Origin of the sequence: Streptomyces aureocirculatus, assembly GCF_000720475.1 — a bacterium.
GTDB classification, from domain to species: Bacteria; Actinomycetota; Actinomycetes; order Streptomycetales; family Streptomycetaceae; genus Streptomyces; species Streptomyces aureocirculatus.
Map to the genome: position 1 here is coordinate 148659 of NZ_JOAP01000020.1, position 26386 is coordinate 175044.

General features: G+C 72.2%; 4 protein-coding genes. All 4 read left to right on the forward strand.

The window, feature by feature from the left end:
* Nucleotides 1-249: 249 nt before the first annotated feature.
* The 4 genes from IG78_RS0119865 to IG78_RS50185 are packed head-to-tail and all read left to right on the forward strand — an operon-like array spanning nt 250 to nt 26385.
* A complete protein-coding gene (locus IG78_RS0119865; RefSeq protein WP_318657869.1) occupies nt 250-1797 on the forward strand; it encodes an amino acid adenylation domain-containing protein in 1548 nt (515 codons plus the stop codon).
* The gene (locus IG78_RS0119870; RefSeq protein WP_051852780.1) at nt 1794-8468 is read left to right on the forward strand and encodes a non-ribosomal peptide synthetase; all 6675 of its coding nucleotides are present in this window, start codon (nt 1794-1796) and stop codon (nt 8466-8468) included. The genes IG78_RS0119865 and IG78_RS0119870 overlap by 4 nt, the downstream gene beginning before the upstream one ends.
* A 21-nt stretch (nt 8469-8489) precedes the next feature.
* Nucleotides 8490-9680, forward strand: coding sequence for an NAD(P)/FAD-dependent oxidoreductase (locus IG78_RS0119875; RefSeq protein WP_030565068.1), 1191 nt, complete (start codon nt 8490-8492; stop codon nt 9678-9680).
* Nucleotides 9681-9723: 43 nt separating this feature from the next.
* Nucleotides 9724-26385, forward strand: coding sequence for a non-ribosomal peptide synthetase (locus IG78_RS50185; RefSeq protein WP_037685717.1), 16662 nt, complete (start codon nt 9724-9726; stop codon nt 26383-26385).
* The last annotated feature ends 1 nt before the right edge of the window (nt 26386 follow it).

Sequence of the window (26386 nt, forward strand, 5' to 3'; positions counted from 1 at the left end):
CGGTGTCTCGCTAGCGGGACAAGCGGGCGCCGGCGGGACATTGCCGATTCCCGCCCGGCGGGACACCGCGAGGCGCCGGGTCTGGATGTCCTGAGTTTCGAGGCGTCTTCGAGGACATTTCGAGGACGGCGGTGCCTACGTTCGCAGCGAGCCGTCGAAATGACGCTCGGGCCGCGCATCTCCCAGGCCACGACCGAATACTCGTCACACGGGAGCCAGACGATGACACTGCACGGAAAACGTGTCGGCTTGCCGCGGGAGCCAGTCGTCCACAAGGCGTTCGAGGCACACGCGAGGAGCACACCGGACGGCATCGCCGTCGTCTGCGCCGGGCAGCGGCTGACCTACGCGGAACTGAACGCGAAGGCGAACCAGTTCGCGCACTTCCTCACCGCCCGGGGCATCGGCCGCGGCGCGAAGGTCGGGGTCTGCCTCGACTACTCGCTCGACATGGTCATCGCCGTTCTCGGCACGCTGAAGTCCGGCGCGGCCTACGTGCCGTTCGACCCGTCCTACCCGGCCGCGAGGCTCCGGCTGATGGTGGCACAGCTCCCGGGCCTCGCCCTGATCGCCGTGTCACCGGCGACTGCGGCACTGGTGGCCCCCACCGGCGTCGAGACCGTCGATCTGGCGGAGTGTTCCGGCCCTCTGGCGCGGCTTGCGACCAGCGACCCCGACGTCGGGGTCACCGGGGACGACCTGTGCTACGCGGTCTTCACGTCGGGTTCGACCGGTACGCCGAAGGTCACCGCGGCCCGGCACGAGGGCTGGTTCAACCTGCTGAACTGGCTGCTGCTCGAATACGGCCTGCACCGCGGGTCGCACCACCTGGTCCTCAGCGCCTTCGGGTTCGACCTGAGCCAGCGCAGCCTGATGATGCCGCTGTTCTGCGGAGCCACCCAGCATCTGCTGCCGAGCAGGAACTTCGACACCGCGATGGCCTACCGCCTGCTCACCGAGTACGGCATCCGCACGGTGCACTGCGCGACGAGCGTGCTCTATCTGCTCGTCGACTGGGAGACGGCCCGCAGGGGTGATGCCCTCGCCGGCCTCGACCAGGTGTTCTTCGGGGGCGAACCGCTCTCCTTCGAACGGGTCGCGCAGTGGGCGGCGCGAGAAGGGAACACATGCGCTCTGCTGCACCAGTACGGTGTCGCCGAGTGCACGGACGTCGCGTCGTCGTACGACCTCGCCGGCCGCGGGGCCGGGGAACAGGGTCCGGTCCCGGTCGGCAAGCCCGTCCACAACACCGACATCCACATTCTCGACGCCGACTTGGCGGACGTCGGGCCGGGGGAGCACGGGGAGATCTGCATCTCGGGGACGAGCGTCGGCGCCGGATACCTGGGCGGCACGGGTCCTGAGTCCGAGCGGTTCACCACGGTGGTGCGCGACGGTGTGCCGCACCGGGTGTACCGCACGGGCGACCGCGGCTACGTGACACCGACCGGAGATCTCGTCGTCCTCGGCCGGATGGACGCGACGGTGAAAATCCGCGGCATGCGCATCGACCCGGCCGACGTGGAACGTGCCTTGAGCAGGCTCGACGGGGTGCGCGAGGCCGCGGTGGTGACCAGGCGCGCGGACTGCGGGGACATCGAACTGATCGCCTTCGTCGCCCCCAAGGGGCCCGAGCCGGACGCGGACGACGTACGCGCGGGCCTGCTGCGGGAGTTGCCGCGGAACATGGTCCCGGCCCATGTCATCAGCGTCCCCGCCCTTCCCCTGAACCCCAACGGAAAAGTGGACCGCGCGGCGCTCACCGATCGCGTGCGACGGCAAGGAGGAGTGCGGTGATCGCGGACAAGGTACGGGCCATCTGGTGCCGTGAGCTGAAGGTCGACGACGTGGCACCGGACGACGACTTCTTCGCTCTGGGCGGCCATTCGATCGCCATGGCGCGGATCCAGAACGCCCTCGTCGAGGAACTGGACGTGGAGGTCCCCATGGACCAGTTGTTCCTGCATCCGACCGTGGCCGCCCTGTCCGCGCACATCGCATCGCTGGACGCCGGTACCTGTGAGGTGTCCTCCTCACAGACAGGGCTGTGGATCGCCGACAAGCTGAAGCCGTCGATCCGCAACAACATCGCCGGCTGGTGGGACGTCGACGGCGCACTGGACCAGGACCTGCTGGCCGCGGCGCTCCGGCAGGTCCTCGAGGAGAACACCAACCTGCTCGTCACGTTCGAGGAGACCGACTCCGGAGTGCGGACGGTACCCCTGGAACTCGGCTCGTGGGAGCCGTTCTTCTACGACCTGAGCGGCTCCGGGGACGCAGGGGGTGCAGGGGATGCAGGGGATGCAGGGCGCGCCGGGGTCGCCGGGGGCGCCGTAGACACTGAGGAAAAGCTGTACGCGCTGCTCACAGAGGTTCAGGAGCAGCGGTTCGACCTCGGCTCCGACCCGCTGTTTCGGCTCGGCGCGATCAAACTCGACGAGACGCGTTGGATCTTCTGCGAGGTGTTCCACCACATCGTGACCGACGGCCTCGGTTACAACAACTTCGCGCTGCGGTGCGCCGAGGTCTACACCGCTCTCGCCGAGGGGAAACCGGTACCGCCGGCGCCCGTCCCCGACGCCGGCGTCGTGGCGAGGGACGAGGCGGCCTACCGCGAGTCCCCCCGCTTCACCGAGGACGCGGCGTTCTGGCGGGGCTACCTCACCGATCCGCCCGAGGCCGCGCGGCTGCCGAGCATGCGCGGTGCGGTCGAGGCTCGCCCGGGCAACGACGACCCGGCACCCCGCCCCGGTCCCGGGCAGGTGGCCCACTCCATCGGTATCGCGAACCACACGACGGTGATCCCGAGTGCCGAGGCCGCCGAGTGGAAGCGGGTCGCCGACGCCGCAGGCATGTCGATCCCCACCCTGGTGACGACGGCCGCCGCCGTCTTCATGCACGAGACCTGCGGTCTCTCGGAACTCATGTTCTCGCTCGGCGCGGGCAACCGTTCCGAGGCCACACGCCGGGCGACCGGCATGGCCGCGAACTTCATCCCGCTGCGGGTCACCGTCAGGGAAACGGACTCGTTCCTGGAGATCGCCCGCACGATCGCCGCGGAGAAGGCGTCCGTCACACCGCGCAGCCGGCACCTGATCGCCGACATCAGGCAGGGCATGGGCCTGACCGACGTCGGGCGAAGCCCGCTCGGTGTGATCCTCAACTTCATCCCGATGCGGCGCCTGCGCTTCGGCGCGCACCCCGCGTCCTTCCTCGGCGGCTGCTTTCCCTCACCGGACGAACTCATGATCACGGTGTTCGAGTCCGGCCCCGAGGAAGCCGTCACGATCAGCATGGACGCGCCGCGGGACATGTACATCCCCGCCGAACTGGAGCGCTTCTCGGCACGGCTCCTCACCTTCGTACGCACCCTGGTCGCCGACCCGGGTGCGCGGATCGGCACGGTGGACCCGTTGGACGGCGCCGAGCGGGACTGGCTGCTGCGGGAGCTGAACGACACGGACGTGCCGTTGCCGGAGCTGACGGTGCCCGGGCTCTTCGACCTCCGGGTGCGGGAGACCCCGGACGCGGTGGCCCTCGTCTGCGGGGACGTGGCGCTGTCGTACCAGGAACTGGGCAGGCGCGCCGACCGTCTGTCCGACACCCTGCGGCGCCGGGGCGTGGGCACCGAAGTGGTCGTGGCGGTCGCGCTGCCGCGCTCGGCCGACCTGGTGGTCGCCCTCCTCGCGGTCCTGAAGGCGGGCGGGGCCTATCTGCCCCTCGACCCGAAGTACCCGGCGGAGCGCATCAGGTCGATGCTGCGGGACGCGGCGGCGCGGATGGTGCTGACCGACGCGGCGACAGCGGCGACGCTGCCCGAGGAGCTCGCGGCGACCGTCGTGCTGCTCGACGACGCGGGGGCCGCGGGCGCCGACGACGGCGGTGAACCGCCGCAGCGGCCCTCGCGGTGGGAACCGGACCAGTTGGCCGCCGTCATGTTCACGTCCGGGTCGACCGGAGCCCCCAAGGGCATCGGTACCACGCACCGCAATCTCGAGGCGTACGTCACGGACCACCGCTGGCAGGACGACAGCCACGCCACCACGCTGTTCCACGCGCCGCACACCTTCGACGCGTTCGTCAAGGAACTGTGGGTGCCCCTGGTGAACGGCGGCAGGGTGGTCGTGGCGCCACCGGGAGAGCTGGACATCGAGACCCTCGCCGGGCTGCGGGCCGCCCACGGCGTCACCGTGCTGTGGCTCACCACGGGCCTGTTCACGGCCATCGCGGAGGAGCGCCCGGACTCCCTCGCCGGGCTGCGCGAGGTGTGGACGGGCGGGGACGTGGCCTCACCGGCCGCCTGGCGCCGGGTGCGACAGGTGTGCCCCGACGTGACGCTCGCCCACGCCTACGGCCCGACGGAGACGACGGTGTTCGCCACCGGGCACCGCCTGGCCGCCGGTGAACAGGTGCGCCACACCGTCCCGATCGGCCGCCCGCTGGACAACACCGCCGTGTACGTCCTCGGCCCCGGCCTGGCGCCGGTCCCCGTGGGCACGATCGGGGAGCTGTATGTGGCCGGTGCCGGGGTGGCCCGCGGCTACCTCGGCCGCCCCGGTCAGACCGCGGAGAGGTTCGTGGCCTGCCCGTTCGGGCCGGACGGTGGGCTGATGTACCGGACCGGGGATCAGGTGCGGTGGGACGCCGGCGGCCGGCTCGAGTACGTCGGCCGGATCGACGCACAGGTCAAGGTGCGCGGATTCCGGATCGAACCGGCGGAGATCGAAGCCGTCCTGACCGAGCACCCCGGGGTGGCGCAGGCCGTGGTGGTCGCGAGGGCGGACGGCGCCGGGCAGCGGCGGCTCGTGGGGTACGCGGTGCCGGCCGGCGGCGGTGTCGTCGGCGGCGACGGCGCGGGCGGGGTCGGCGACCTCGATTTCCAGGCCGGTGTCTCCGGTGGCGAGCTGCGCCGGTTCGCGGCCGCACGGCTGCCTGAGTTCATGGTGCCCTCGGTCTTCGTGCTGCTCGACCGCGTGCCGCTGACCGCGAACGGGAAGCTGGACCGGGAGGCGTTGCCGGCGCCGGAGTTCGGCGGGCAGACCTACCGGGCGCCGCGTTCCGCGGCCGAGCACCTCCTGGCCGAGGTGTTCGCCGATGTCCTCGGTGTGGCACGGATCGGTGTCGACGACGACTTCTTCGCCGTCGGTGGGGACAGCATCCGCTCCATCCAGGCCGTGGCACGGGCCAAGGCCCGTGGCCTCCGTCTCAGTACGCGGGAGATTTTCGAACACCGTACGATCGCCCGTCTCGCCGAGTTCGCGGGTGCGGAGGACGGCGACCGCCGAACGCTGCCGGAGCTGCCCGGCGGTGGTGTCGGCTGGATCCCCGCCGCCCCGATCGCGCTGCACGTACTCGGGGCGGGCGGCGGCGTGAACCGGCTCGCCATGGCGATGACCGTGCAACTGCCGGAAGCCGTCGACCGGGACGGGCTCGTCGCGGTCCTCGAAGCCGTGCTCACCCGCCACGACATCCTGCGCAGTCGGCTCACCCCGACCGGCATGGCCCTGTGGGTCGACTCGGCGGACGCCGTGGAGGTCGACCCGCTGCTGCACCATGTCCCGTGCGCGCAGTGGCCCCCGACGGACGAAGCCGTCGCGGCGGAACTCGACGCGGCCGCCGACCGCCTGGACCCGGCCGCCGGAGTGATGGCGCAGTTCGTCAGGTTCACGTCCGACACGGCGCCCGACCGGCTGCTCGTGGTGCTGCACCACCTGGTGGTCGACGGTGTGTCGTGGCGCGTCCTGCTGCCGGACATGGCCGCTGCCTGGCGCCAGGTGCGCGCTGCCGAGAAGCCCGTGCTGCCCGCCGTCGGCACCTCGGTCCGGCGGTGGGCACACGCGCTGGTGGAGGAGTCCGCCCGCCGGCAGGCGGAGCTGCCGCTGTGGCAGCACGTACTGGCGGGGGCCGAACCGCCGCTGGGGGAGCGGCCTCTGGACCCGTCCGTGGACGTGGCGGCGACCGTGGAAACGGTGCACGTCCAGGTGCCGGCCCCGGTCACCGAGGCGGTACTGACCGCCCTGCCCGTGGCGTACCGCGGAGGCGCGGAGGACGGTCTGCTCACCGCTCTGGCGCTGGCGGTGGCGGGCTGGCGGCGGGCCCGCGGGCTGGGCGACGCGTCGTTCACGGTGCGCCTGGAGGGCCACGGCAGGGAGGAGGCCGTCGTCCCCGGAGCCGACCTTTCCCGCACGGTCGGCTGGTTCACCAGCACCTACCCCGTCCGGTTCGACCTCGCGGGCGTCGACGTGGACGACGCGCTCGCGGGGGGTCCCGCCGCCGGACGGGCGGTCAAGCTGGTCAAGGAGCGGCTGCGCGCCCTGCCCGACAAGGGCATCGGCTACGGGCTGCTGCGCCATCTCAACCAGGAGACCGCGGCGGTCCTCCGCGGCCACGACGATCCGCAGATCGGCTTCAACTATCTCGGCAAGGTCTCCGCCGCGGACATTCCCGAGGAACTGCGGGAAGACGGGTGGGCACCCCTGTCGAAGCTCGGCGACCTCGTCCCGGCCCCGAACGCGGACATGCCGCCGCTGTCGGCACTGGAGATCAACGCGGCGGTCGGCGAGGACGGCCGGCTGACAGCGCGCTTCGGCCACCCGGCCGGGGTGCTCTCCCGCGCCGAGGTGGACGACCTCGCGCGGCGGTGGGTCGACGCGCTGACCGGGCTCGCGCGGCACGCCGCGACGCCCGGCGCCGGTGGGCTGACCCCCGCCGACGCGCCCCTGGTCGAGGTGGACCAGACACGGATCGACGACTGGGAGGCGCTCTACGGCAGGCTGGCCGCGGTGTGGCCGGTCACGCCGGTGCAGTCCGGGCTGCTCTTCCACGCGATGCTCGCCGACAGTTCCTTCGACGTGTACCACCTGCAGTTCGTGTTCCATCTCTCCGGCCGCGTCGACCCGGAGCGGATGCGCCGCGCGGGACAGGCCCTTCTCGAGCGCCACCCGAACCTGGGCGTGGCGTTCGTCGCGGGCGAGCACGGGGAGACGGTCCAGCTCGCCCCGCACAAGGTGGAGCTGGACTGGCGCGTCCTGGACCTCGACGGCGCCGGGGACCTCGAAGCGTTCCTCGCCGCCGACCGGGCGGCCCACTTCGACCCCGCGGTCCCCCCGCTGATCCGGCTCGCACTGGCCAGGACCGCGCCCGACCGGGCGGAACTCGTCCTGACCGCGCACCACACGCTGTTCGACGGCTGGTCGCTGCCGCTGCTGACGCGGGACCTGCTCCGGCTCTACGCGGCCGACGGTGCCCCCACCGACCTGCCCCCCGTCCGTGACTACGCGGACTTCGTGACGTGGCTGGCCGCCCAGGACCGGGAGGCGTCCGCCCGTGCGTGGGCCGAGGAGCTCGACGGCCTCGACGGACCCACACTCCTCGCGCCCCGCAGCGCGGCCGACGAGGCCGAGGGCGTCCGGCGGGTGGAGCTGGACCTGGGCTTCGACACCGCGCAACGACTCGCCCGCCGCGCGGCGGAGTCCGGCGTCACGCTCAACACCGTCGTACAAGGCGCCTGGGCGCTGCTTCTCGCCCATCTGACCGGGCGCAGGGACGTGGTCTTCGGCGCCACCGTTGCCGGGCGCCCGGACGCGCTGCCCGGGGCGGACCGCATGATCGGGCTCTTCATCAACACCGTACCGGTGCGGGTCCCGTGCCCGGCGGCGTCGACCGTGGCCCAGGTGCTCGTCGATCTGCAGGACCGGCAGGGCAGGCTCATGGACCACCATTACTACGGTCTGGCCGACATCCAGGAGGCAACCGGACACACCACGCTGTTCGACACGCTCATCGGCTTCGAGTCCTACCCGGTGGACCGGGTCGCGCTCGCCGAAGCCGACGCCGCGGCGGGCATCGAGGTCACCGGAATGCGGCCGTACTACGGCTCCCACTACCCGGTGACGCTGAACGCGGGCGCCGAACCGTACCTCCAGCTCTCCCTCGACCACCCGCTCGGACAGCTCGCCCACGGCACGGTCGAGCTGATCGCCGCCCGCCTGGTGCGCGTCCTGGAGCACATCGCGGACGATCCGCACACCCGGGTCGGCACCCTCGACGCCCTGGACACCGCCGGGCGGGACCGGCTGCGCGCGCTGCTCCACACCGGCCCGCGCCTGTCGGAACCACCGGCGGGCGAGGCCGGATCCGTGCGCTACCGCGCGCCGCGGACGACGCGGGAGGAATCACTCTGCGTGCTCTTCGCCCACATTCTCGAAGTCGACCGCGTGGGCATCGACGACGATTTCTTCGAGCTCGGCGGCAATTCACTGCGCGCCATCAAACTGGTCACCCAGATCCGTGCGGACCTGCACCTGGAAGTACCGATCCGCACGCTCTTCGAAGCACGCACCATCGCCGGTCTTTCGGCGGTGTGGGAAGAGCTGGCCCCGACGAGCAGGCCGGCGCTGAGCAGAAGGACGAAGGGCGGGGAGATCGTGCCCTCCGCATCCCGGCCGTCCCCGCTTTCCGACCGATAACCCCTCCAGGACGGAGTCGTCATGTACGACGTGATCGTCGTCGGTGCCCGCTGCGCCGGTTCACCGGCCGCGATGTTGTTCGCCCGGCAGGGATATCGCGTCCTGCTGCTCGAGAAGGCGCAGTTCCCGCAGGACAAGCTGTCCTCGCACTACATCCACCAGCCGGGCGTCGCGCTGCTGGGCAAGTGGGGTCTGCTCGACGATCTCCGGCAGGCGGGCTGCCGGCCGATCGACCGCATCAGCTACCAGTCGCCGGGCGTCCGCCTCGCCGGCTCCTCGCTGCCGGTCGACGGCCACCGCATCACGTACGCGCCGAGGCGCTTCGTGCTCGACCCGATCCTCGCCGCGGGCGCGGTGGCAGCGGGCGCCGAGTTCCGGGACAACTGCACGGTCGGTGGCCTGCTGTTCGAGGAAGGGCGGGTCGCTGGGGTGCGGTGCAGGACGCCGGGCGGCGCGGAGACCACAGAACGCGCGCACCTCGTGGTGGGCGCGGACGGCATGAGGTCCCTGGTCGCGCGCGAGACGAAAGCGGAAGCCGTCATCGAGGATCCGCGCATGACCTGCACCTATTACAGCTACTGGGAAGGCGTCCCGGCGCACTTCGAGCAGTACGAGGGGCCGGGCCGCTGGGTCGGCGCCCTGCCCACCAACGCCGATCTCGCCCTGGTCATGACCTACTTCCCGCAGAGCGAGTTCCACAAGGTCCGCTCCGACGTGGAGCCCGCATACCTGGAGGCGGTCCGCACGACGGCCCCGGAACTGTACGAGCGGATCTCCGCGGGCCGCCGGGTGGAACAGCTCTACGGCACCGGCCACCAGGAGAACTTCTTCCGGAAGGCGTGCGGTCCCGGCTGGGTGCTGATCGGGGACGCCGTGCACCACAAGGACTCCATCGCCGCCCGCGGTATCACCGACGCCTTCGTCCAGGCCGATCTGCTCACCGGGCACATCGGGGACCGGTTGCACGACGAGACGGCGCTGAAACGCGCGCTGAACCGGTACGAGAGCGACCTGGACAAGCATTTCTACGAGTTCTACCGGAGCACGCTCAAGGTGGCCGAACTGAAACCCACCGACGAGCGGACCGCATTCCTGCGGAGCCTGGTGGGGGACCAGACGCTGATCGACCGCTATTTCTCCACCCTGTCCGGCGCCTGTTCCCTGGAGGACTTCTACAACGACGAGCTCCTGACGGCACTCGACCGCAGTTGAACGACAGCGTCCCACCAGATCGTCACGGAGATATGGAGACAAGATGATTCCGTTGTCGTTTGCGCAGCGTCGCATGTGGTTCATTCACCGGTTCGAAGGCCCTTCGCCGACCTACAACGCGCCTTTCGTGCTCCGTCTGACCGGTGAAGTGGACGCCGGTGCGCTGGAAATGGCTTTCCGTGATGTCGTCGGCCGGCACGAGGCCCTGCGGACCGTGGTCGTCGAGGACACCGACGGCACTCCGTTCCAGCACGTGCTCCCCGTGGACGCGCAGCCTTTCGTGCTGCCGGTGGTCGAGGTCACGGAGGAGGAGCGGGGCGCCGCGATCGCCGACACCGTCGCCCGGCCCTTCGACCTGACGGCCGACCTGCCCGTCCGGGCCACGCTGCTCCGGTGCGGACCGCGCGACCACACGCTGGCGATCGTCCTCCACCACATCGCCGCGGACGGCGAATCCACCGCGCCCCTGGTACGTGACCTGACATCGGCGTACGCGGCCCGCAAAGAGGGCCGGGCACCCGTGTGGGAACCCCTCGCGGTGCAGTACGCGGACTACACGCTCTGGCAGCTCGACCTGCTCGGCGACGAGTCGGACCCCGCGAGTCTGGCGGCCCGGCAACTGCGCCACTGGCAGGACGAGCTGGCCGGACTCGCGCAGCCGCTGGCCCTCGCGGCCGACCGGCCGCGGCCCAGGGCGCCGAGCCACCGGGGCGACCTGGTCGAGGCCTGGATCGACGCCGACCTGCTCACGGCCGTGGAGAAGCTGGCCGCCCGGCGGGACACCACCGTGTCCATGGTCATGCAGTCGGCGCTCGCGACGCTGCTGCACCACCTGGGCGGCGGGGACGACCTGACCATCGGCGGTCCGATCGCCGGGCGTACGGACGCGGCGCTGAAGGAACTCGTCGGATTCTTCGTCAACACCTGGGTGCTGCGCGCGGACCTCTCCGGGAACCCGACGTTCTCGCAGCTTCTCGACCGGGTGAAGGACAAGGCGCTCGCCGCCTACGAGAACCAGGACATCCCGTTCGAGCGGCTCGTGGAACTCATCAACCCGGACCGATCCACCGCGTACCATCCCTTCTTCCAGGTGATGCTCGCCTGGCAGATCTCGTGGCCGGAGGTGGAGCTTCCCGGCCTCGAGGTCGTGTTCGAGCCGAACCAGAACCAGGCGGCGAAGTTCGACCTGTTCTTCAACATGGTCCCGCACCCTTCCGGTGGCGCGGAGTGCCGACTGGAGTACGCCACCGACCTGTTCGACCGGGCCACGGCCGAGGCCGTCACGAACCGTTTCATCCGGGTGCTGCGCCAGATCGTGGCGGACCCGGACCGGCGGGTCGGCGGTCTCGACGTCCTCGAAGAGGCGGAGCGTGAGCGGCTGCTCGACGGCTTCAACGACACCAGCAGGCCACTGCCCGAACTGACCGTGCCGGAGATGTTCGAACGGCAGGCGGCCAGGACTCCCGAGGAGCCCGCCGTCGTCTGCGACGGGCGGACCCTGACGTACCGGGAGCTCGACAGCAGGGCGAACGCGCTCGCGGGGGAGCTGGTCCGGCGCGGTGCCGGGCCCGAGTCCGTCGTCGTCCTCGCCCTGCCGCGCACCGAGGACCTCCTCGTGGGATTCCTCGGCATCCTCAAGTCCGGAGCAGGCTATCTGCCCCTCGACCCGCAGTACTCGAGCGAGCGCGTCGACTTCCTCCTGTCCGACGCCCGCCCGCGGTTCGCGGTCACCGACGGCGCGACCTCGGCGAAGCTTCCCGCGGCGGGCCTCGCCGTGATCAGTCTCGACGACGCGGAGCAGTGGGACACGGCCGCCGCGCACCCCGGGGGCGTCCGCCGTGCCGCGTCGCCGCGACCGGACAACCTGGCCTACCTGATGTACACCTCCGGTTCGACGGGCCGGCCGAAGGGCGCGGCGATCACCCACCGGAGCGTGGTCAACGGTGTGCTCGAACTGATCCGCACCCTGGACGCGCCGTCCGGCCCCCGCATGCTGGCGGGTACCTCGGTGAACTTCGACGTGTCCGTCTTCGAGTTCCTGACCACCCTGTTCACCGGCGGCACCGTCGAGGTGGTGCCGAACGCCATGGTCCTCGCGGAGGGGGAGCCCTGGACCGGCCATGTGATCAGCACGGTGCCGCCGGTCCTCGCCGAACTCGTCGACCGGCTCGGCGCGATGCCCCATCTGCACACCGTGGTCCTCGCCGGCGACGTGCTCCCGGGATCGCTCGTGCGGCAGGTGCGCGAGGCGCGGCCCGGTGTACGCGTGGTGAACTCCTACGGGCAGAGCGAGAGCTTCTACGCCACGGCGTTCTGCCTCCCGGCGTCCGACGACTGGGACGGGGCCGACGTCGCGCCGATCGGGACACCACTGGGCAATATGCGGGCCTACGTCCTCGGCCCGGGGTTCGCGCCGGTACCGAACGGCGTGGTCGGCGAACTGTACGTGGCCGGAACCTGTCTGGGCCGCGCCTACCACGACCGCCCCGCGCTGACCGCGGAGCGCTACGTGGCCGACCCCTTCGGCCCCGCGGGCGCGCGGATGTACCGCACCGGAGACCTGGCACGGTGGAACGCGGGCGGCCAGTTGGAGTGCGTGGGACGGGCCGACGCGCAGGTCAAGGTGCGCGGGTTCCGCATCGAACCCGGTGAGGTCGAGGCCGCGCTCACCGCACACCCCGGGGTCGCGCAGGCGGCCGTCGTCGCTCGTGACGGGCACGGCACCAGCACCGGCAAGCACCTGGTCGGATATGTCGTCCCCGCCTTCACCAGCGACATCACCACGGCCGATTTCCGCTCCGGCCTGACGGCGAAGGAACTGCGCGGCTTCGTCTCCGAACGGCTGCCGGACTTCATGGTGCCGTCGGCCTTCGTGGTCCTCGACCGGCTGCCGCTGTCCCCGAACGGCAAACTGGACCGGGCCGCACTGCCCGAGCCGGAGTTCGCGGGCAGCGAGTACCGCGCGCCGGGCACGGACCGGGAGCAGATCCTGGCCGACGTGTACGCCGAGGTCCTCGGCCTCGACCGGGTGGGAGCCGACGACGACTTCTTCGCCGTCGGCGGTGACAGCATCCGCTCCATCCAGGTCGTCTCCCGGGCCCGCGCCAAGGGCCTGGAGGTCACGCCGCGGCAGATATTCGAGCGGCGCACCGTCGCCGAGCTGGCCCCGGTGGCGACCGCGGCCAACGACACGGGCCCCGTCCTTCAGGAGTACGAGGGCGGCGGCACCGGGCTGCTGCCGCTGCTGCCGATCACCGCGTACATGCGGGAACTGGGCGGCGCGTACGACCGCTTCTCCATGGCGGTGCTCGCCGAACTGCCCGAGGACATCGACGCGGCGGGTCTCACCGCCGCCGTCGGCGCGGTCCTCGACCGGCACGACGTGCTGCGGTCCCGGTTCGAGGGGAACGGCCTGCGCGTCGACCCGGCGGGATCGGTGGACGCGGCGGCGCTGATCCGTCGGGTCGCCTGTGACGGCGACTGGGACGGCGAGGCCGGGCAGCGCCTTGTGGCGGACGAACTCGACGCGGCCGTGGGGCGGTTGGACCCGGACGGGGGCGTGATGGCCCAGTTCGTGTGGTGCGACCCGGCAAAGGGCGCCGGCCGCCTGATCATCGCGCTGCACCACCAAGTGGTCGACGGCGTGTCCTGGCGCATCCTGCTCCCAGACCTCGCCGCGGCCTGGCAGCGCATACGGAGCGGCGAGGAGCCGGAGCTGCCCCGGGTCGGCACGTCCCTGCGCCGCTGGACGCACGCCCTCGTCGACGAGGCCCACACGGAACGCAGGCTCGCCGAACTCCCGCTGTGGCGCGAGATCCTCGAGGGCCCCGACCCGCAGCTCGGCAAGCGGCCGCTCGACCCGGCCGTCGACACCCGCACCGCCCTGCAGCACCTGCGGTTCCGGATCCCGGCGGAGGTCACCGAGGCTCTCCTGACGACCGTGCCCACGGCCTTCCACGGCGGTGTCAACGACGGGCTCCTCGCGGCCCTCGCCCTCGCCGTCGCCAGGTGGCGGCGCGAGCGCGGCGTCGAGGAGCCGACCGCGCTGGTCAAACTGGAGGGCCACGGCCGCGAGCAGCACCTGGTCCCGGGCGCCGACCTCTCGCGCACGGTCGGCTGGTTCACCAGCCTCTTCCCGGTCCGCCTGGACACCACGGGGTGCGACCTCGACGAGGCGTTCGCGGGCGGGCCGGCCGCCGGGGCCCTCGTCAAGGCGGTCAAGGAACAGCTTCTCGCCGTCCCGGACAAGGGAATCGGCTACGGCCTGCTCCGGTACCTCAACGAGGACACGGCGGCCCGGCTCGGAGCGTTCCCGACCGGCCAGATCGGCTTCAACTACCTGGGCCGCTTCTCGGCGGCCGACATGCCGGAGAACCTGCGCGGCCTCGGCTTCACCCAGGTGTCCGAGCTGGCCGCACCGCTGGACGCCACGATGCCGGCGATGTCCGTCGTCGAGCTCAGCTCGTTCGTCGTCGACACGGAAGAGGGCGCCGGCCTCGAAGCCGTGCTCTCCTTTCCGCCCGGCGTCCTCGACCGCGCCGAGGTCCAGGGCCTCGCCGACCTGTGGGGCGAGGCGCTCGCCGCTGTCGCCCGGCACGCCGCCACCCCCGGCGCGGGCGGCCTCACCCCCTCCGACCTGCCGCTGGTCACGGTCGGCCAGCAGTCCATCGACGACTGGGAGCAGCGCTACCCGACACTCACGGACGTGTGGCCGCTCACCCCGCTCCAGTCCGGCCTGCTGTTCCACACGATGCTGGCGGACACCGACTTCGACGCGTACCGCATGCAGCTCAGCTTCCACGTCGAGGGGCCGGTCGACCCGGTCCGGATGCGGGCGGCCGCCCAGGCACTGCTCGACCGGCACGCCAATCTGCGCACCGCCTTCGTCACCGACACGGACGGGCACCAGGTTCAGCTCGTCCTCGACCGGGTCGAGGTCCCCTGGCAGGAGAGCGACCTGCGGGGGATCGACGAGGCCGAGCGCGCCGCGGCCCTCGACCGCTTCCTCGCCCGGGACCGGGCCCGCTCCTTCGACCCGGCTCGGCCGCCCCTGCTGCGCTTCGCGCTGGTCCGCACGGGCCCGGAGAGCTCCGAGCTGGTCCTGACGGCCCATCATGTGCTGTTCGACGGCTGGTCGTTCCCCCTGCTCATGCAGGACCTGCTGCGCCTGTACGGGGCCGCGGGGGACCTCTCGACGCTGCCGCGGACGAACGGCTACCGGGACTTCCTGGTCTGGCTCAGGGCACAGGACGAGGAAGGGGCGGCCCGGGCGTGGGCGGCCGAGCTCGAAGGACTCGACGAGCCCACCCTGATCGTTCCCGGCTCCCCGGGCGCGGACGACGCCGGTCCGGTCGAGGCCGCCGGTGTGGTCGACGTCGCGCTCCCGCCCGACGAGGCACGCGCACTCGGCCGACGCGCCGCCGAGCTCGGCGTCACCGTCAACACCCTGGTCCAGGGCGCCTGGGCGGTGCTCCTCGGCCGGCTCACCGGCCGTGGGGACGTGGTGTTCGGCGCCACCGTCTCCGGGCGGCCGCCGGCGGTGACGGACGTCGACTCGATGGTGGGGATGTTCATCAACACCCTTCCCGTACGCGTCCCCCACGCACCCGGGGACACCCTCGCCGAGGTGCTGATCCGGCTCCAGGACCGGCAGGCCCGCCTCCTGGAACACCACCACCACGGACTCGCGGAGATGCAGCAGTCCGCCGGTCTGCCGTCCCTCTTCGACACGCTGGTCGTCTTCGAGTCGTACCCGGTGGACCGGGAGGGTTTGAGCGCCGCCACCGACTCCGCGGGAGGCATCTCCTTCACCGGCATCCGCCCGTCGACGGGCACGCACTACCCGCTCACCGTGATGGCGGAGGCCGACCCGTATCTGCGGCTGCTGCTCACCTATCGGGCGGACGTCCTGGACGAGGACGCGGTCGAGCTGATCGCGGCCCGGTTCCGGCGCGTCCTGCGGAGCCTGGTGTCCGATCCGCGGATGCCCGTCGACCGCGTCGACCTGCTGGAGCCGGCCGAGCACGAGAGGCTGCGCGCCCTCAACCGCACGCACGCCGAGACACCCGACGTCCCCGTCACCGAGCTGTTCGAGCGCCGGGCGGCAGCCACCCCGGACGCGGAGGCGCTGGTCTTCGAGGACGTCCGTCTCACGTACGGCGAGCTGAACGCCCGCGCCAATCGCCTCGCCCGCGCCCTGGTGGCCCGCGGCGTCGGCGCCGAGTCCGTGGTGGCCCTCGCGCTCCCGCGCTCGCCGGACCTGGTGGCGGGCCTGCTCGCCGTGCTCAAGGCCGGTGGCGCCTACGTGCCGATCGACCCCAAGTACCCGAGCCGGCGCCTGGAGGCGATCCTCGCCGACGCCGGGCCGCATCTCGTCCTCACCGACACCGCGACCGAGTCCGTGCTGCCCGCGCACCGCGCCGGCGTGGTCCGTGTCGACACGCTCGACCTGTCCGGCGCCGACGCCGGCGACCTCGGGCTGCCGGTGTCCGCGGACCGGCTGGCGTACGTGATGTACACCTCCGGCTCCACGGACAGGCCCAAGGGCGTCGCCATCACCCACGCGAACGTCGTCAACGGCATCCTGCGGCTTGCTCCCGTGGTCGGCACGGGCCCGGGCAAGCGGCTGCTCGCGGGTACCTCGATCAACTTCGATGTGTCGGTCTTCGAGATCTTCACGGCCCTGGCCTTCGGAGGCGTCGTCGAGGTCGTGCGCGATGTGCTCGTCCTCGCGGAGAGGGACGGATGGAGCGGCGACATCGTCTCCACCGTGCCGTCCGCGTTCGCCGAACTCGTCGACCGCATCGCCGGGAACACCAGCGTGAACACCCTCGTCTTCGCCGGTGAGGCCCTGCCGGGTTCCCTGGTGGCCAAGGTCCGGGACGCCTTTCCCGGCGTACGGGTCGTCAACGCGTACGGGCAGAGCGAGACGTTCTACGCCACCACCTGCACCGTCACCGACGACACGGCGGACCGGGCGGGCAGCGTCCCTGTCGGCGCCCCGCTCGGCAACATGCGGACCTACGTCCTCGGCCCGGGCCTGGCCCCGGCGCCGCCGGGCACCGTCGGCGAGCTGTACGTCGGCGGGAACGTCGGCCGCGGCTACCACGGACGTCCCGAGGCGACCGCCGGGCGCTTCGTCGCCGACCCCTCCGGTCCACCCGGCGCACGCATGTACCGCACCGGTGACCTGGTCCGCCGGAACGGCGACGGACAACTGGAGTACGTCGGCCGTGGGGACGCGCAGGTCAAGGTGCGCGGCTTCCGTATCGAGCCCGGCGAGGTCGAGGCCGCGGTCACCGGGCACCCGCGGGTCTCCCAGGCCGCCGTCGTCGTCCGGCAGGGGCCCGGCGGCGACCAGCTCGTGGCGTACGCGGTGCCGACAGGCGCGACCGACCCCGAGGACATCCGCCGGTTCGTCGCCGGACGGCTGCCCGAGTTCATGGTCCCGGCGGCCTTCGTGCTCCTGGACCGGCTGCCGCTGATGCCCAACGGCAAGCTGGACCGGGCTGCGCTGCCCGAGCCCGAGCACACAGGGGCGGCCTACCGCGCGCCCCGCACCACCCGTGAGGAGGCCTTGGCGGAGCTGTTCGCCGAGGTGCTCGGGACAGCCGGGGTCGGCATCGACGACAACTTCTTCACCCTCGGCGGACACTCCCTGCTCGCGACCCGGCTCACCGGCCGCATCCGTGCGGTCCTGGACGCGGAGGTCCCGATCCGGGCCGTCTTCGAGTCGCCCACCGTCGCCGAGCTTGCCGCGCACCTGTCGTCGGATCTCATGGTCCGGCCCCCGCTGCGGAGGCTGACCGAACGGCCGGAACGGCTGCCGCTGTCCTTCGCGCAGCACCGGCTCTGGTTCATCGACCGTTTCGAGGGACCGTCGGCGACCTACAACATCCCGATGGCGCTGCGGCTGACCGGCGCGCTGGACACGGACGCGCTCGCGGCGGCGATCCAGGACGTCGTCGACCGGCACGAGAGCCTCCGCACGCTCTACGACGCGGACGAGGAGGGCATCGCCTACCAGCGTGTCCTGCCCGCGGCCGAGGCACGCCTGACCGTGCCCGTCATCGACGTGACTCCGGACCAGGTGGCCGACCGGGTCGCGGACGCGGGCCGCCACCCCTTCGCCCTCGCCACCGAACTGCCCCTCCAGGCCCGCATCCTCCGGCTCGGCCCCGGCGAGCACGTCCTCACCCTGGTCGTGCACCACATCGCCGGCGACGGCGAGTCGATGGCCCCGCTGATCCAGGGCATCTCCCAGGCCTACGCCTGCCGCCGCGACGGCCGGGCCCCCGACTGGCCCGAACCGGCCGTCCAGTACGCCGACTACGCGATCTGGCAGCACGAGCTGCTCGGCACCGCCGACGACCCGGACAGTGTGCTCAGCGCCCAGTCCACGTACTGGCGCGAAATCCTCGACGGCGCCCCGCAGCCGCTCGACCTGCCCACGGACCGGCCGCGGCCGGGGCGGGCGAGCCACCGCGGCGACATGCTCGAGTTCACCATCGGGCACGACCTGCTCGCCGCCGCCGCGGACCTCGCGAAGGAGCGGGACGTCACCCTGTCGATGCTGATGCAGTCGGTGTTCGCCGTCCTGCTCCACCGGCTCGGTGCGGGCGAAGACATCCCGGTCGGCTCACCCATCGCAGGCCGCACCGACGACGCGCTCACCGACCTGATCGGCTTCTTCGTCAACACCTGGGTGCTGCGCACCGACCTGTCCGGCAACCCCACCTTCGACGGCCTCGTCGAGCAGGTACGGGAGAAGTCCCTCTCCGCGTACGGCAACCAGGACGTGCCCTTCGAACGCCTGGTGGAGCTGCTCAACCCGGACCGCTCCACGGCCTACCACCCGCTGTTCCAGGCGATGTTCGCCTGGCAGAAGTTCACCCGAGCCGACTTCGAGCTGCCCGGGCTGGCCGTCGGCATCGAACCGATCGCCACCGGCACCGCGAAGTTCGACCTGTTCCTCAACCTCACCGAGGTGACGGACGAGGACGGGCGCCGCGTCCAGGGACTCCTGGAGTACGCCACCGACCTGTTCGACCGCGCCACGGCCGAGACCCTCGCCGAGCGGTACGTCCGCGTGTTGCGGCAGGTGGTCGCCGACCCGCGGGTGCGCGTCGGCGCGGTGGACGTCCTCGACGATGCCGAGCGGGACCGGCTGCTCGCGGGGCACGACGACGCGGCGGCGGCACCCGTGTCCACGGTGCCCGAGCTGTTCGCGCGGCAGGCCGCGCGGACCCCGGACGCCGTGGCGGTGGTGTGCGGGACGACCGCCCTCTCGTACCGGGAACTGGACGCGCGCACCGACCGGCTCGCCGCGGGCCTGCGTGCCCACGGGGTCGGACCCGAGGTGCTGGTCGCCGTGGCGCTGCCGCGTTCGGCGGACCTGCCCGTCGCGCTGCTCGCCGTGCTCAAGGCCGGGGGAGCGTACCTGCCCGTCGACCCCGGCCATCCCGCCGAGCGTATCGCCCGGCTTCTCGGCGACGCTGACCCGGCGCTCGTCCTCACGGACGGCACGGTGGGGCCCGCGCTGCCGGACTCCGGGAAACCCCTGCTCGGCCTCGACGACCTGGACGGCGAACCGGACGGCGGCCCGGGCGGTGCCCGCCCCGGGAACGTCGCGTACGTGATGTTCACCTCCGGATCGACGGGCAGGCCGAAGGGCGTCGCCGTCACCCACGCAGGGGTGGTCAACGGCGTCCGGCACCTCGCCGAAGTGGTGCGGGTCGCGGAGGGCTCCCGCATGCTCGGCGCGACATCGGTGAACTTCGACGTCTCCGTGTTCGAGATGTTCACCGCGCTCACCACGGGCGCGAGCGTCGAGATCGTCCGCGACGTCCTCGAACTCGGCGAGCGCGCCGACTGGTCGGGCACCACCGTCAGCGCCGTGCCCTCGGTGTTCGCCGCGCTGCTCGACGGGGGCACCGGCCGCATCGAGGTGGACACCTTGGTCTTCGCCGGCGAGGGGCTCTCCGCCGATCTGGTCGCCAGGGTCGCCGACGCGCTGCCCGAGGCGCGCGTCGTCAACGCCTACGGACAGACCGAGAGCTTCTACGCCACGACCTTCACGGTGGAGGGGCGCGCGACCGGGACCGGCACGGTACCGATCGGGCATCCGCTCGCGGGTATGCGCGCCTATGTGCTCGGACCGGGACTCGCGCTCGCGCCTCCCCACACCGTCGGCGAACTGTACGTGGGAGGCCTGGTCGCCCGCGGCTACCACCGGCAGGGCGCACTGACCGCGGAACGATTCGTGGCGTGCCCCTTCGACCCTTCGGGCGGCCGGATGTACCGCACCGGCGACCTGGTGCGCCGTGACGCGGACGGCAGCATCGCCTACGTGGGGCGGGCCGACGCCCAGGTGAAGGTGCGAGGGCTGCGGATCGAGCCGTCCGAGGTCGAGGCCGCCCTCACCGCACACCCCGGCGTCAGCCAGGCCGCGGTGCTCTCCGTGCCGGGGCGGTCGGCGGCCGACTCCCGCCTCGTCGGGTACATCGTGCCGGTAGCGGCGAAGTCCGGGGCGGGCGACGCGGCGGGCGACTACGACCTGAGCGCCGGCGTCTCGGTGGCGGACCTCAGGCGGTTCGTGGCCAAGCGGCTGCCGGACTACATGGTGCCGGACGCCCTCGTCGTCCTCGGCCGGCTGCCGCGCAACGAGAACGGGAAGCTGGACCGGGCCGCGCTGCCCGTGCCGGAGTTCACCGGTGCCGAGTACCGGGCACCGCGCACGGACACCGAGCGGGTGCTCGCCGAGGTGTACGCCGACGTGCTCGGCACCGAACGAGTGGGTGTGGACGACGACTTCTTCGGGATCGGCGGCGACAGCATCCGCTCCATCCAGGTCGTGACCCGGGCCAGGACGCGCGAGGTGGTGATCAGCGCACGGGAGATCTTCGAACACCGCACGGTCGCCCGCCTGGCCGAGACGGTCGCCGGGCGGACGGAGGAGAGCACGGCCCTGGCCGAACTGCCCGGCGGCGGCATCGGCTGGATGCCGCTTCCGCCGACCGCGGCGCACACCCTGGCCCTCGGGAGCGGCTTCGACCGGTTCTCCATGTCCGCGGTGCTGACCCTGCCCGAAGCCGTGGACCGACCGCGCCTGGTCGCGACGCTGCAGGCGGTCATCGACACGCACGACGTGCTGCGCGCCCGGCTCGACCGGGCGGATCCGGGACTGCGGACCGGTCCGCGCGGCAGCGTCGACGCCGACACCCTGCTGCGGGAGGTCCGCACCGACCGGGTCACCGCGGACCTGGTCGCGACCGAGCTGGACGCGGCCGCGGGACGGCTCGATCCGGACGCCGGAGTCATGGCACAGTTCGTGTGGCTGGCACCGGACCCGGGCGTCGGACGGCTCCTGGTGGTGCTGCACCACCTCGTCGTGGACGGGGTGTCGTGGCGGATCCTGCTGCCCGACCTGGCCGCTGCCTGGCAGCGGGTGTCGGACGGCGAACCCCCGGCGCTTTGCCCGGTGGGTACGTCCCTGCGCCGCTGGACGCACGCTCTGGCCGACGCGGCGGCCGATCCGGCGCGCGTCGAGGAGCTGCCGCTGTGGCAGGACGTCCTGCGCGGCGACGAGCAGCGGCTCGGGGCGCGCGAACTCGATCGCTCGCGCGATGTCGCCGCCACCGTCGACACGGTGCGGGTCCGGGTGCCCGCGGGCACGACGCGGACGCTGGTGGACACCGTGCCCGCCGTGTTCCGCGGCGGGGCCCAGGACGCGCTGCTCACCGGCCTTGCCCTGGCGCTCGCCCGGTGGCGGGCGGCACGCGGCGTACCGGAGTCTTCGGCCGTGGTCCGCCTTGAGGGGCACGGGCGCGAAGAGCACCTGGTCCCCGGCGCCGACCTGTCCCGCACCGTCGGCTGGCTCACCTCGATGTTTCCGGTACGGCTCGATCTGTCCGGGGTCGACATCGCGGACGCGTTCGCGGGCGGGCCCGCGGCCGGCCGGGCGCTCAAGGTGGTCAAGGAGCAACTGCGGGCCGTGCCGGACAAGGGCATCGGCTTCGGACTGCTGCGCCACCTCAACCCCCGTACCGCCGATGGCCTCGCCGACCACCGGGAACCGCGAATCGGTTTCAACTACCTCGGCAAGGTCTCCGCCGCCGACCTCCCGGAGGACCTGCGGGGCACGGGCTGGGTACCGGACGCTAAGTACCGGGACCTCGTGGCCGCTCCCGACGCCGGCATGCCGGTTCTGTCGGAACTGGAGATCAACGCGAACGTCGGTGACGACGGGCAGCTCACCGCGTACTTCGGCTTCCCGACCGGCGTGCTGTCCCGCGCCGAGGTCGTCGAGCTCACGGAGCTGTGGACCGAGGCGCTGACCGCCCTGGCCCGCCACGCCACGACCCCGGACGCGGGAGGTCTGACCCCCTCGGACACACCACTGGTCTCCGTCCGGCAGGCCGAGATCGAGACCTGGCAGGAGCGGTACGGCTCGCTGACCGACATCTGGCCGGTCACGCCCGTGCAGTCCGGACTGCTGTTCCACGCTCTGCTCTCCGGGAGCGCCTTCGACGTCTACCACATGCAGCTCGTCTTCCACCTCTCCGGGAACGTCGACCCCGAGCGCATGCGCCGGGCGGGACAAGCGCTCCTCGCCCGCCATGCGAATCTGCGCACCGCCTTCGTCACCCAGACCGACGGGGACTCGGTGCAGGTGGTCCCGGACCAGGTGCCGCTGCCGTGGCGCTGCATCGACCTGACCTCGGCGAGCGGCCCCGCACAGGACGAGGCGCTGGAACGCTTCCTCGATCAGGACCGGGCCGCCCATTTCGACGTCGGCGAGCCACCGCTGATCCGACTCGCGCTCGTGCTCCTCGGCCCCGGTCGCGCCGAACTCGTGCTCACCGCCCACCACGTGCTGTTCGACGGCTGGTCGATGCCGCTCCTCATGCGGGACCTGCTGATGCTCTACGCGTCCGACGGGGACGGCACGGGACTGCCGCGCACCCGCGATTACGGCGAGTTCCTCGCCTGGCTCGCCCGCCACGACAACAGGGAGTCCGCGCGGGCGTGGGCGGCCGAGCTCGCCGGTGTCGAGGAACCCACGCTGCTCGCGCCGCACGCCGCGGCCGCGCACGGCTCCCCCGGGATCGGACACCTGGAGGTGGAGTTCGCCGACATGCACGGCCTGTCCCAGCGGGCCGCCCGGCTCGGTGTCACCCTCAACACCCTGGTGCAGGGAGCCTGGGCGGTACTGCTCGCCAAGCTCACCGGACGCGACGACGTCGTGTTCGGGGCCACTGTCGCCGGGCGGCCCGCAGCTCTCATGGGCGCCGACGACATGGTCGGACTCTTCATCAACACCCTGCCCGTACGGGTGCGCTGCGGTGCCGGTCTGACCTTCGCCGAGCTGCTCACGGACCTGCAGGACCGGCAGGCCGCGCTGCTCGACCACCATCACCACAGCCTCGTGGAGATCCAGCAGGCCACCGGGCTGAGCACGCTGTTCGACACGCTGGTGCTCTTCGAGTCGTTCCCGGTGGACCGGGACGCGCTCGTCGAGGCCAACGACGCGGCCGGGGTCGCCATCACCGGGCTCAGGCCGTTCGCCGGTTCGCACTACCCGGTCACGCTCACCGCCGCGTCCGACCCGCAACTGCAGCTAGCCCTGCAGTACCAGAAGGACCTGTTCCCGCCGGACCGGGCCGCGGAGATCGCCGACCGCCTCACCCGGGTCCTGGACCGGTTCCTCGCCGACCCCGCGACACCCGTCGCAGACATCGACGTACTCGGCGAGGACGAGCGGCACTGGTTGCTGCGGAGGGTGAACGCCACCGAGGAACCGACCCTGGAAACGGGCGTACCGCAGGCGGTCCACCTCCAGGCACGAGCCACCCCGGACGCCCTCGCCGTGGCGAGCGAGGACGCCTCGCTGACCTACGGCGAGCTGGACAGCCGGGCCAACCGCCTCGCGCACTGGCTGATCGACCGCGGTGTGCGGCCCGAGTCACGAGTGGCGGTGCTCCTTCCCCGGTCCGCAGACCTGGTCGTCACGCTGCTCGCGGTGCTGAAAGCGGGCGGTGCCTACGTCCCCGTCGACCCGGACCACCCGCGCGCCCGCATCGATCACATCCTCGACGACTCCCGCCCCGCGCTGGTGCTCGACAGCGACGCCCTCGCCACGGCGGACTGCTCGGGCTGTCCGGACACGCCACCGCGGCCGGGCACATCGCCGGAGAACACGGCATACGTGATCTACACATCCGGCTCCACCGGAAACCCGAAGGGGGTGGCGGTCCCGCACTCCGCCCTGGCGAACTTCCTGGCCACGATGCGGCGGCGGTTCCCGCTGTCGCCGACGGACCGGCTGCTCGCGGTCACCACGATCGCCTTCGACATCGCGGCACTCGAGATCCATCTGCCGCTGATCTCCGGGGCGGCCGTCGTCCTCGCCGGAAAGGAGACAGTCTCCCAGCCCTCCGCGGTCCTGGCGGCGATGCGGCGGCACCGCGTCTCCGCGGTGCAGGCCACCCCGGCGTTCTGGCAGATGCTCCTCACCCAGGAACCGGGCGCCGCGAAGGGGCTGCGCGTGCTCGTCGGTGGTGAGGCGCTGCCCGCGCCGCTGGCCACGGCACTCGCCGAGCAGGCCGACGAGGTGTGCAACGCCTACGGCCCGACGGAGACGACGATCTGGTCCACCACCGCGCCCGTCGGCGCCGGGGACGAGGCCCCCGCGATCGGCACTCCCATCGGAAACACCCAGGTGTACGTCCTCGACCCGGACCTGCGCCCCGCACCGCGCGGCGTGAGCGGCGAGTTGTACATCGCCGGCGAGGGTCTCGCCCGCGGCTACCTCGGCCGCACGGGGCTGACCTCCGAGCGGTTCGTCGCCTGCCCGTTCGGCACGGCCGGAACAAGGATGTACCGCACCGGTGACCTCGTGCGCTGGGACACCGAGGGCCGCCTCGCCTACATCGGGCGCAGCGACTTCCAGGTCAAGATCCGCGGCTATCGCATCGAGCCGGGAGAGATCGAGCATGTGCTCGGCGCCCACCCCGGGGTGGCACGGGCGGCCGTCGTGGTGCGCGAGGACCGGACGGACGACAAGCGCCTCGTCGGGTACGTGGTCCCCGCGCCGAACGCCGCGGCCGGCGCCGCCGCCGCCCAGGTCGACGAGTGGCAGCAGGTGTACGACGACACCTACACCGACTCCGCGCAGGCCGAGTGGGGCGAGGACTTCGAGCTGTGGAAGTCCTCCTACGACGGCGAGCCGATACCGCGCCCCCAGATGCTCGAATGGCGCGACGCCGCGGTCGGCACGATCCTGCGCGGATCCCCGCGGCGCGTCCTGGAGATCGGTGTCGGCTCCGGACTGCTCCTCGCCCACGTCGTCGGCGAGGTGGAGGAGTACTGGGGCACCGACCTCTCCGCCGCCGTGCTCGAACGGCTGGGAGCGCAGGCAGCACGGGCCGGACACGGCGAGCGGGTCCACCTGCGGCACCAGCCCGCCGACGACCTGTCCGGGCTGCCGTCCGGGACCTTCGACACCATCGTCCTCAACTCGGTGGTGCAGTACTTCCCGGGCACCGCCTATCTGGACCGGGTACTGCGCCAGGCCATGGAAGGACTCGCCGCGGGCGGCCGGATCGTCGTCGGCGACGTCCGCAATGCCGCGACGCTGCGGATGCTGTTCCACGCGACGCAGCGGGCCGCGCATCCGCGGGCGCGTCCGGAGGAACTGCGTGCCCTGGTGGAGCGGGCGCTGCTCGCCGAGAAGGAACTCGTCGTCGATCCGCGGTGGTTCACCGCCTGGGCCCGCGAGCACGGGGCCGCCGGAGTGGACATCCGGCTGAAGCCCGGTGCCGCGCACAACGAACTGACCAGGCACCGCTACGAGGTCGTGCTGTACAAGGCACCGGCCGTCCTTGAGGCCCTCGACGCGGTGCCCGCCCTGCGCTGGGGCGAGCAGGTGGGCGAGCTCGCCGGTCTGCGCCGGCTCGTCGAGAACGCGGGCGGCGCGCCGGTGCGGGTGAGCGGCATCCCGAACGCGCGCCTCGCCGAGGAATTCGCCGCCGCCGTCGCGGCCGGGGTGATGGAGGAGGCCGGGCCGAGCGGCAAGCCGGTCGACCCGGCGGATCTGCACCGGATGGCGCGGCAGGCGGGCTGGGAGGCGCTCAGCACGTGGTCGGACGAGGCCGCGCACTGCTTCGACGTGGTGCTCCTGCCCGAGCCGCGGCCTGCCACCGGTGCCTTCCTGGACTGCGCGGGCAGCACCCGGGCGCCGGCGAACGACCCCGGCGTGGCCTCGGCCGTCGGCCCGCTGCTCGCCGAGCTGCCGCAGTACCTGCGCGAGCACCTGCCCGAGTACATGGTGCCCTCCACGGTGGTGCCGCTCGCCGAGATGCCGTTGACACCCAACGGAAAGCTCAACAGGAGTGTGCTGCCGCCGCCGGACTACACCCGGCTCTCGACCGGCCGCGCGCCGCGCAACGCCCGCGAGGAGATCCTCTGCGCGCTGTTCGCGGAAGTGCTCGGCCTGGAGCGCGTCGGAATCGACGACGACTTCTTCGTCCTCGGTGGCCATTCGCTGCTCGCCACCCGGCTGATCACCCGGGCCCGCCGGGAGATGGAAGTGGAGATCCCCATTCGCAAGGTTTTCGATTCGCCAACCGTGTCCGAGCTAGTCGCGTGGGCGGAGCAGTCGGCCAAACCGAGCCGGCCTCGTTTGCGCAAGATGACCGAGGAGTGAG

Bases quoted from the DNA above. Each gene is read 5' to 3' on its own strand.
- IG78_RS0119875 (WP_030565068.1), top strand. From the start codon at position 8,490: ATGTACGACGTGATCGTCGTCGGTGCCCGCTGCGCCGGTTCACCGGCC.
- IG78_RS50185 (WP_037685717.1), top strand. From the start codon at position 9,724: ATGATTCCGTTGTCGTTTGCGCAGCGTCGCATGTGGTTCATTCACCGG.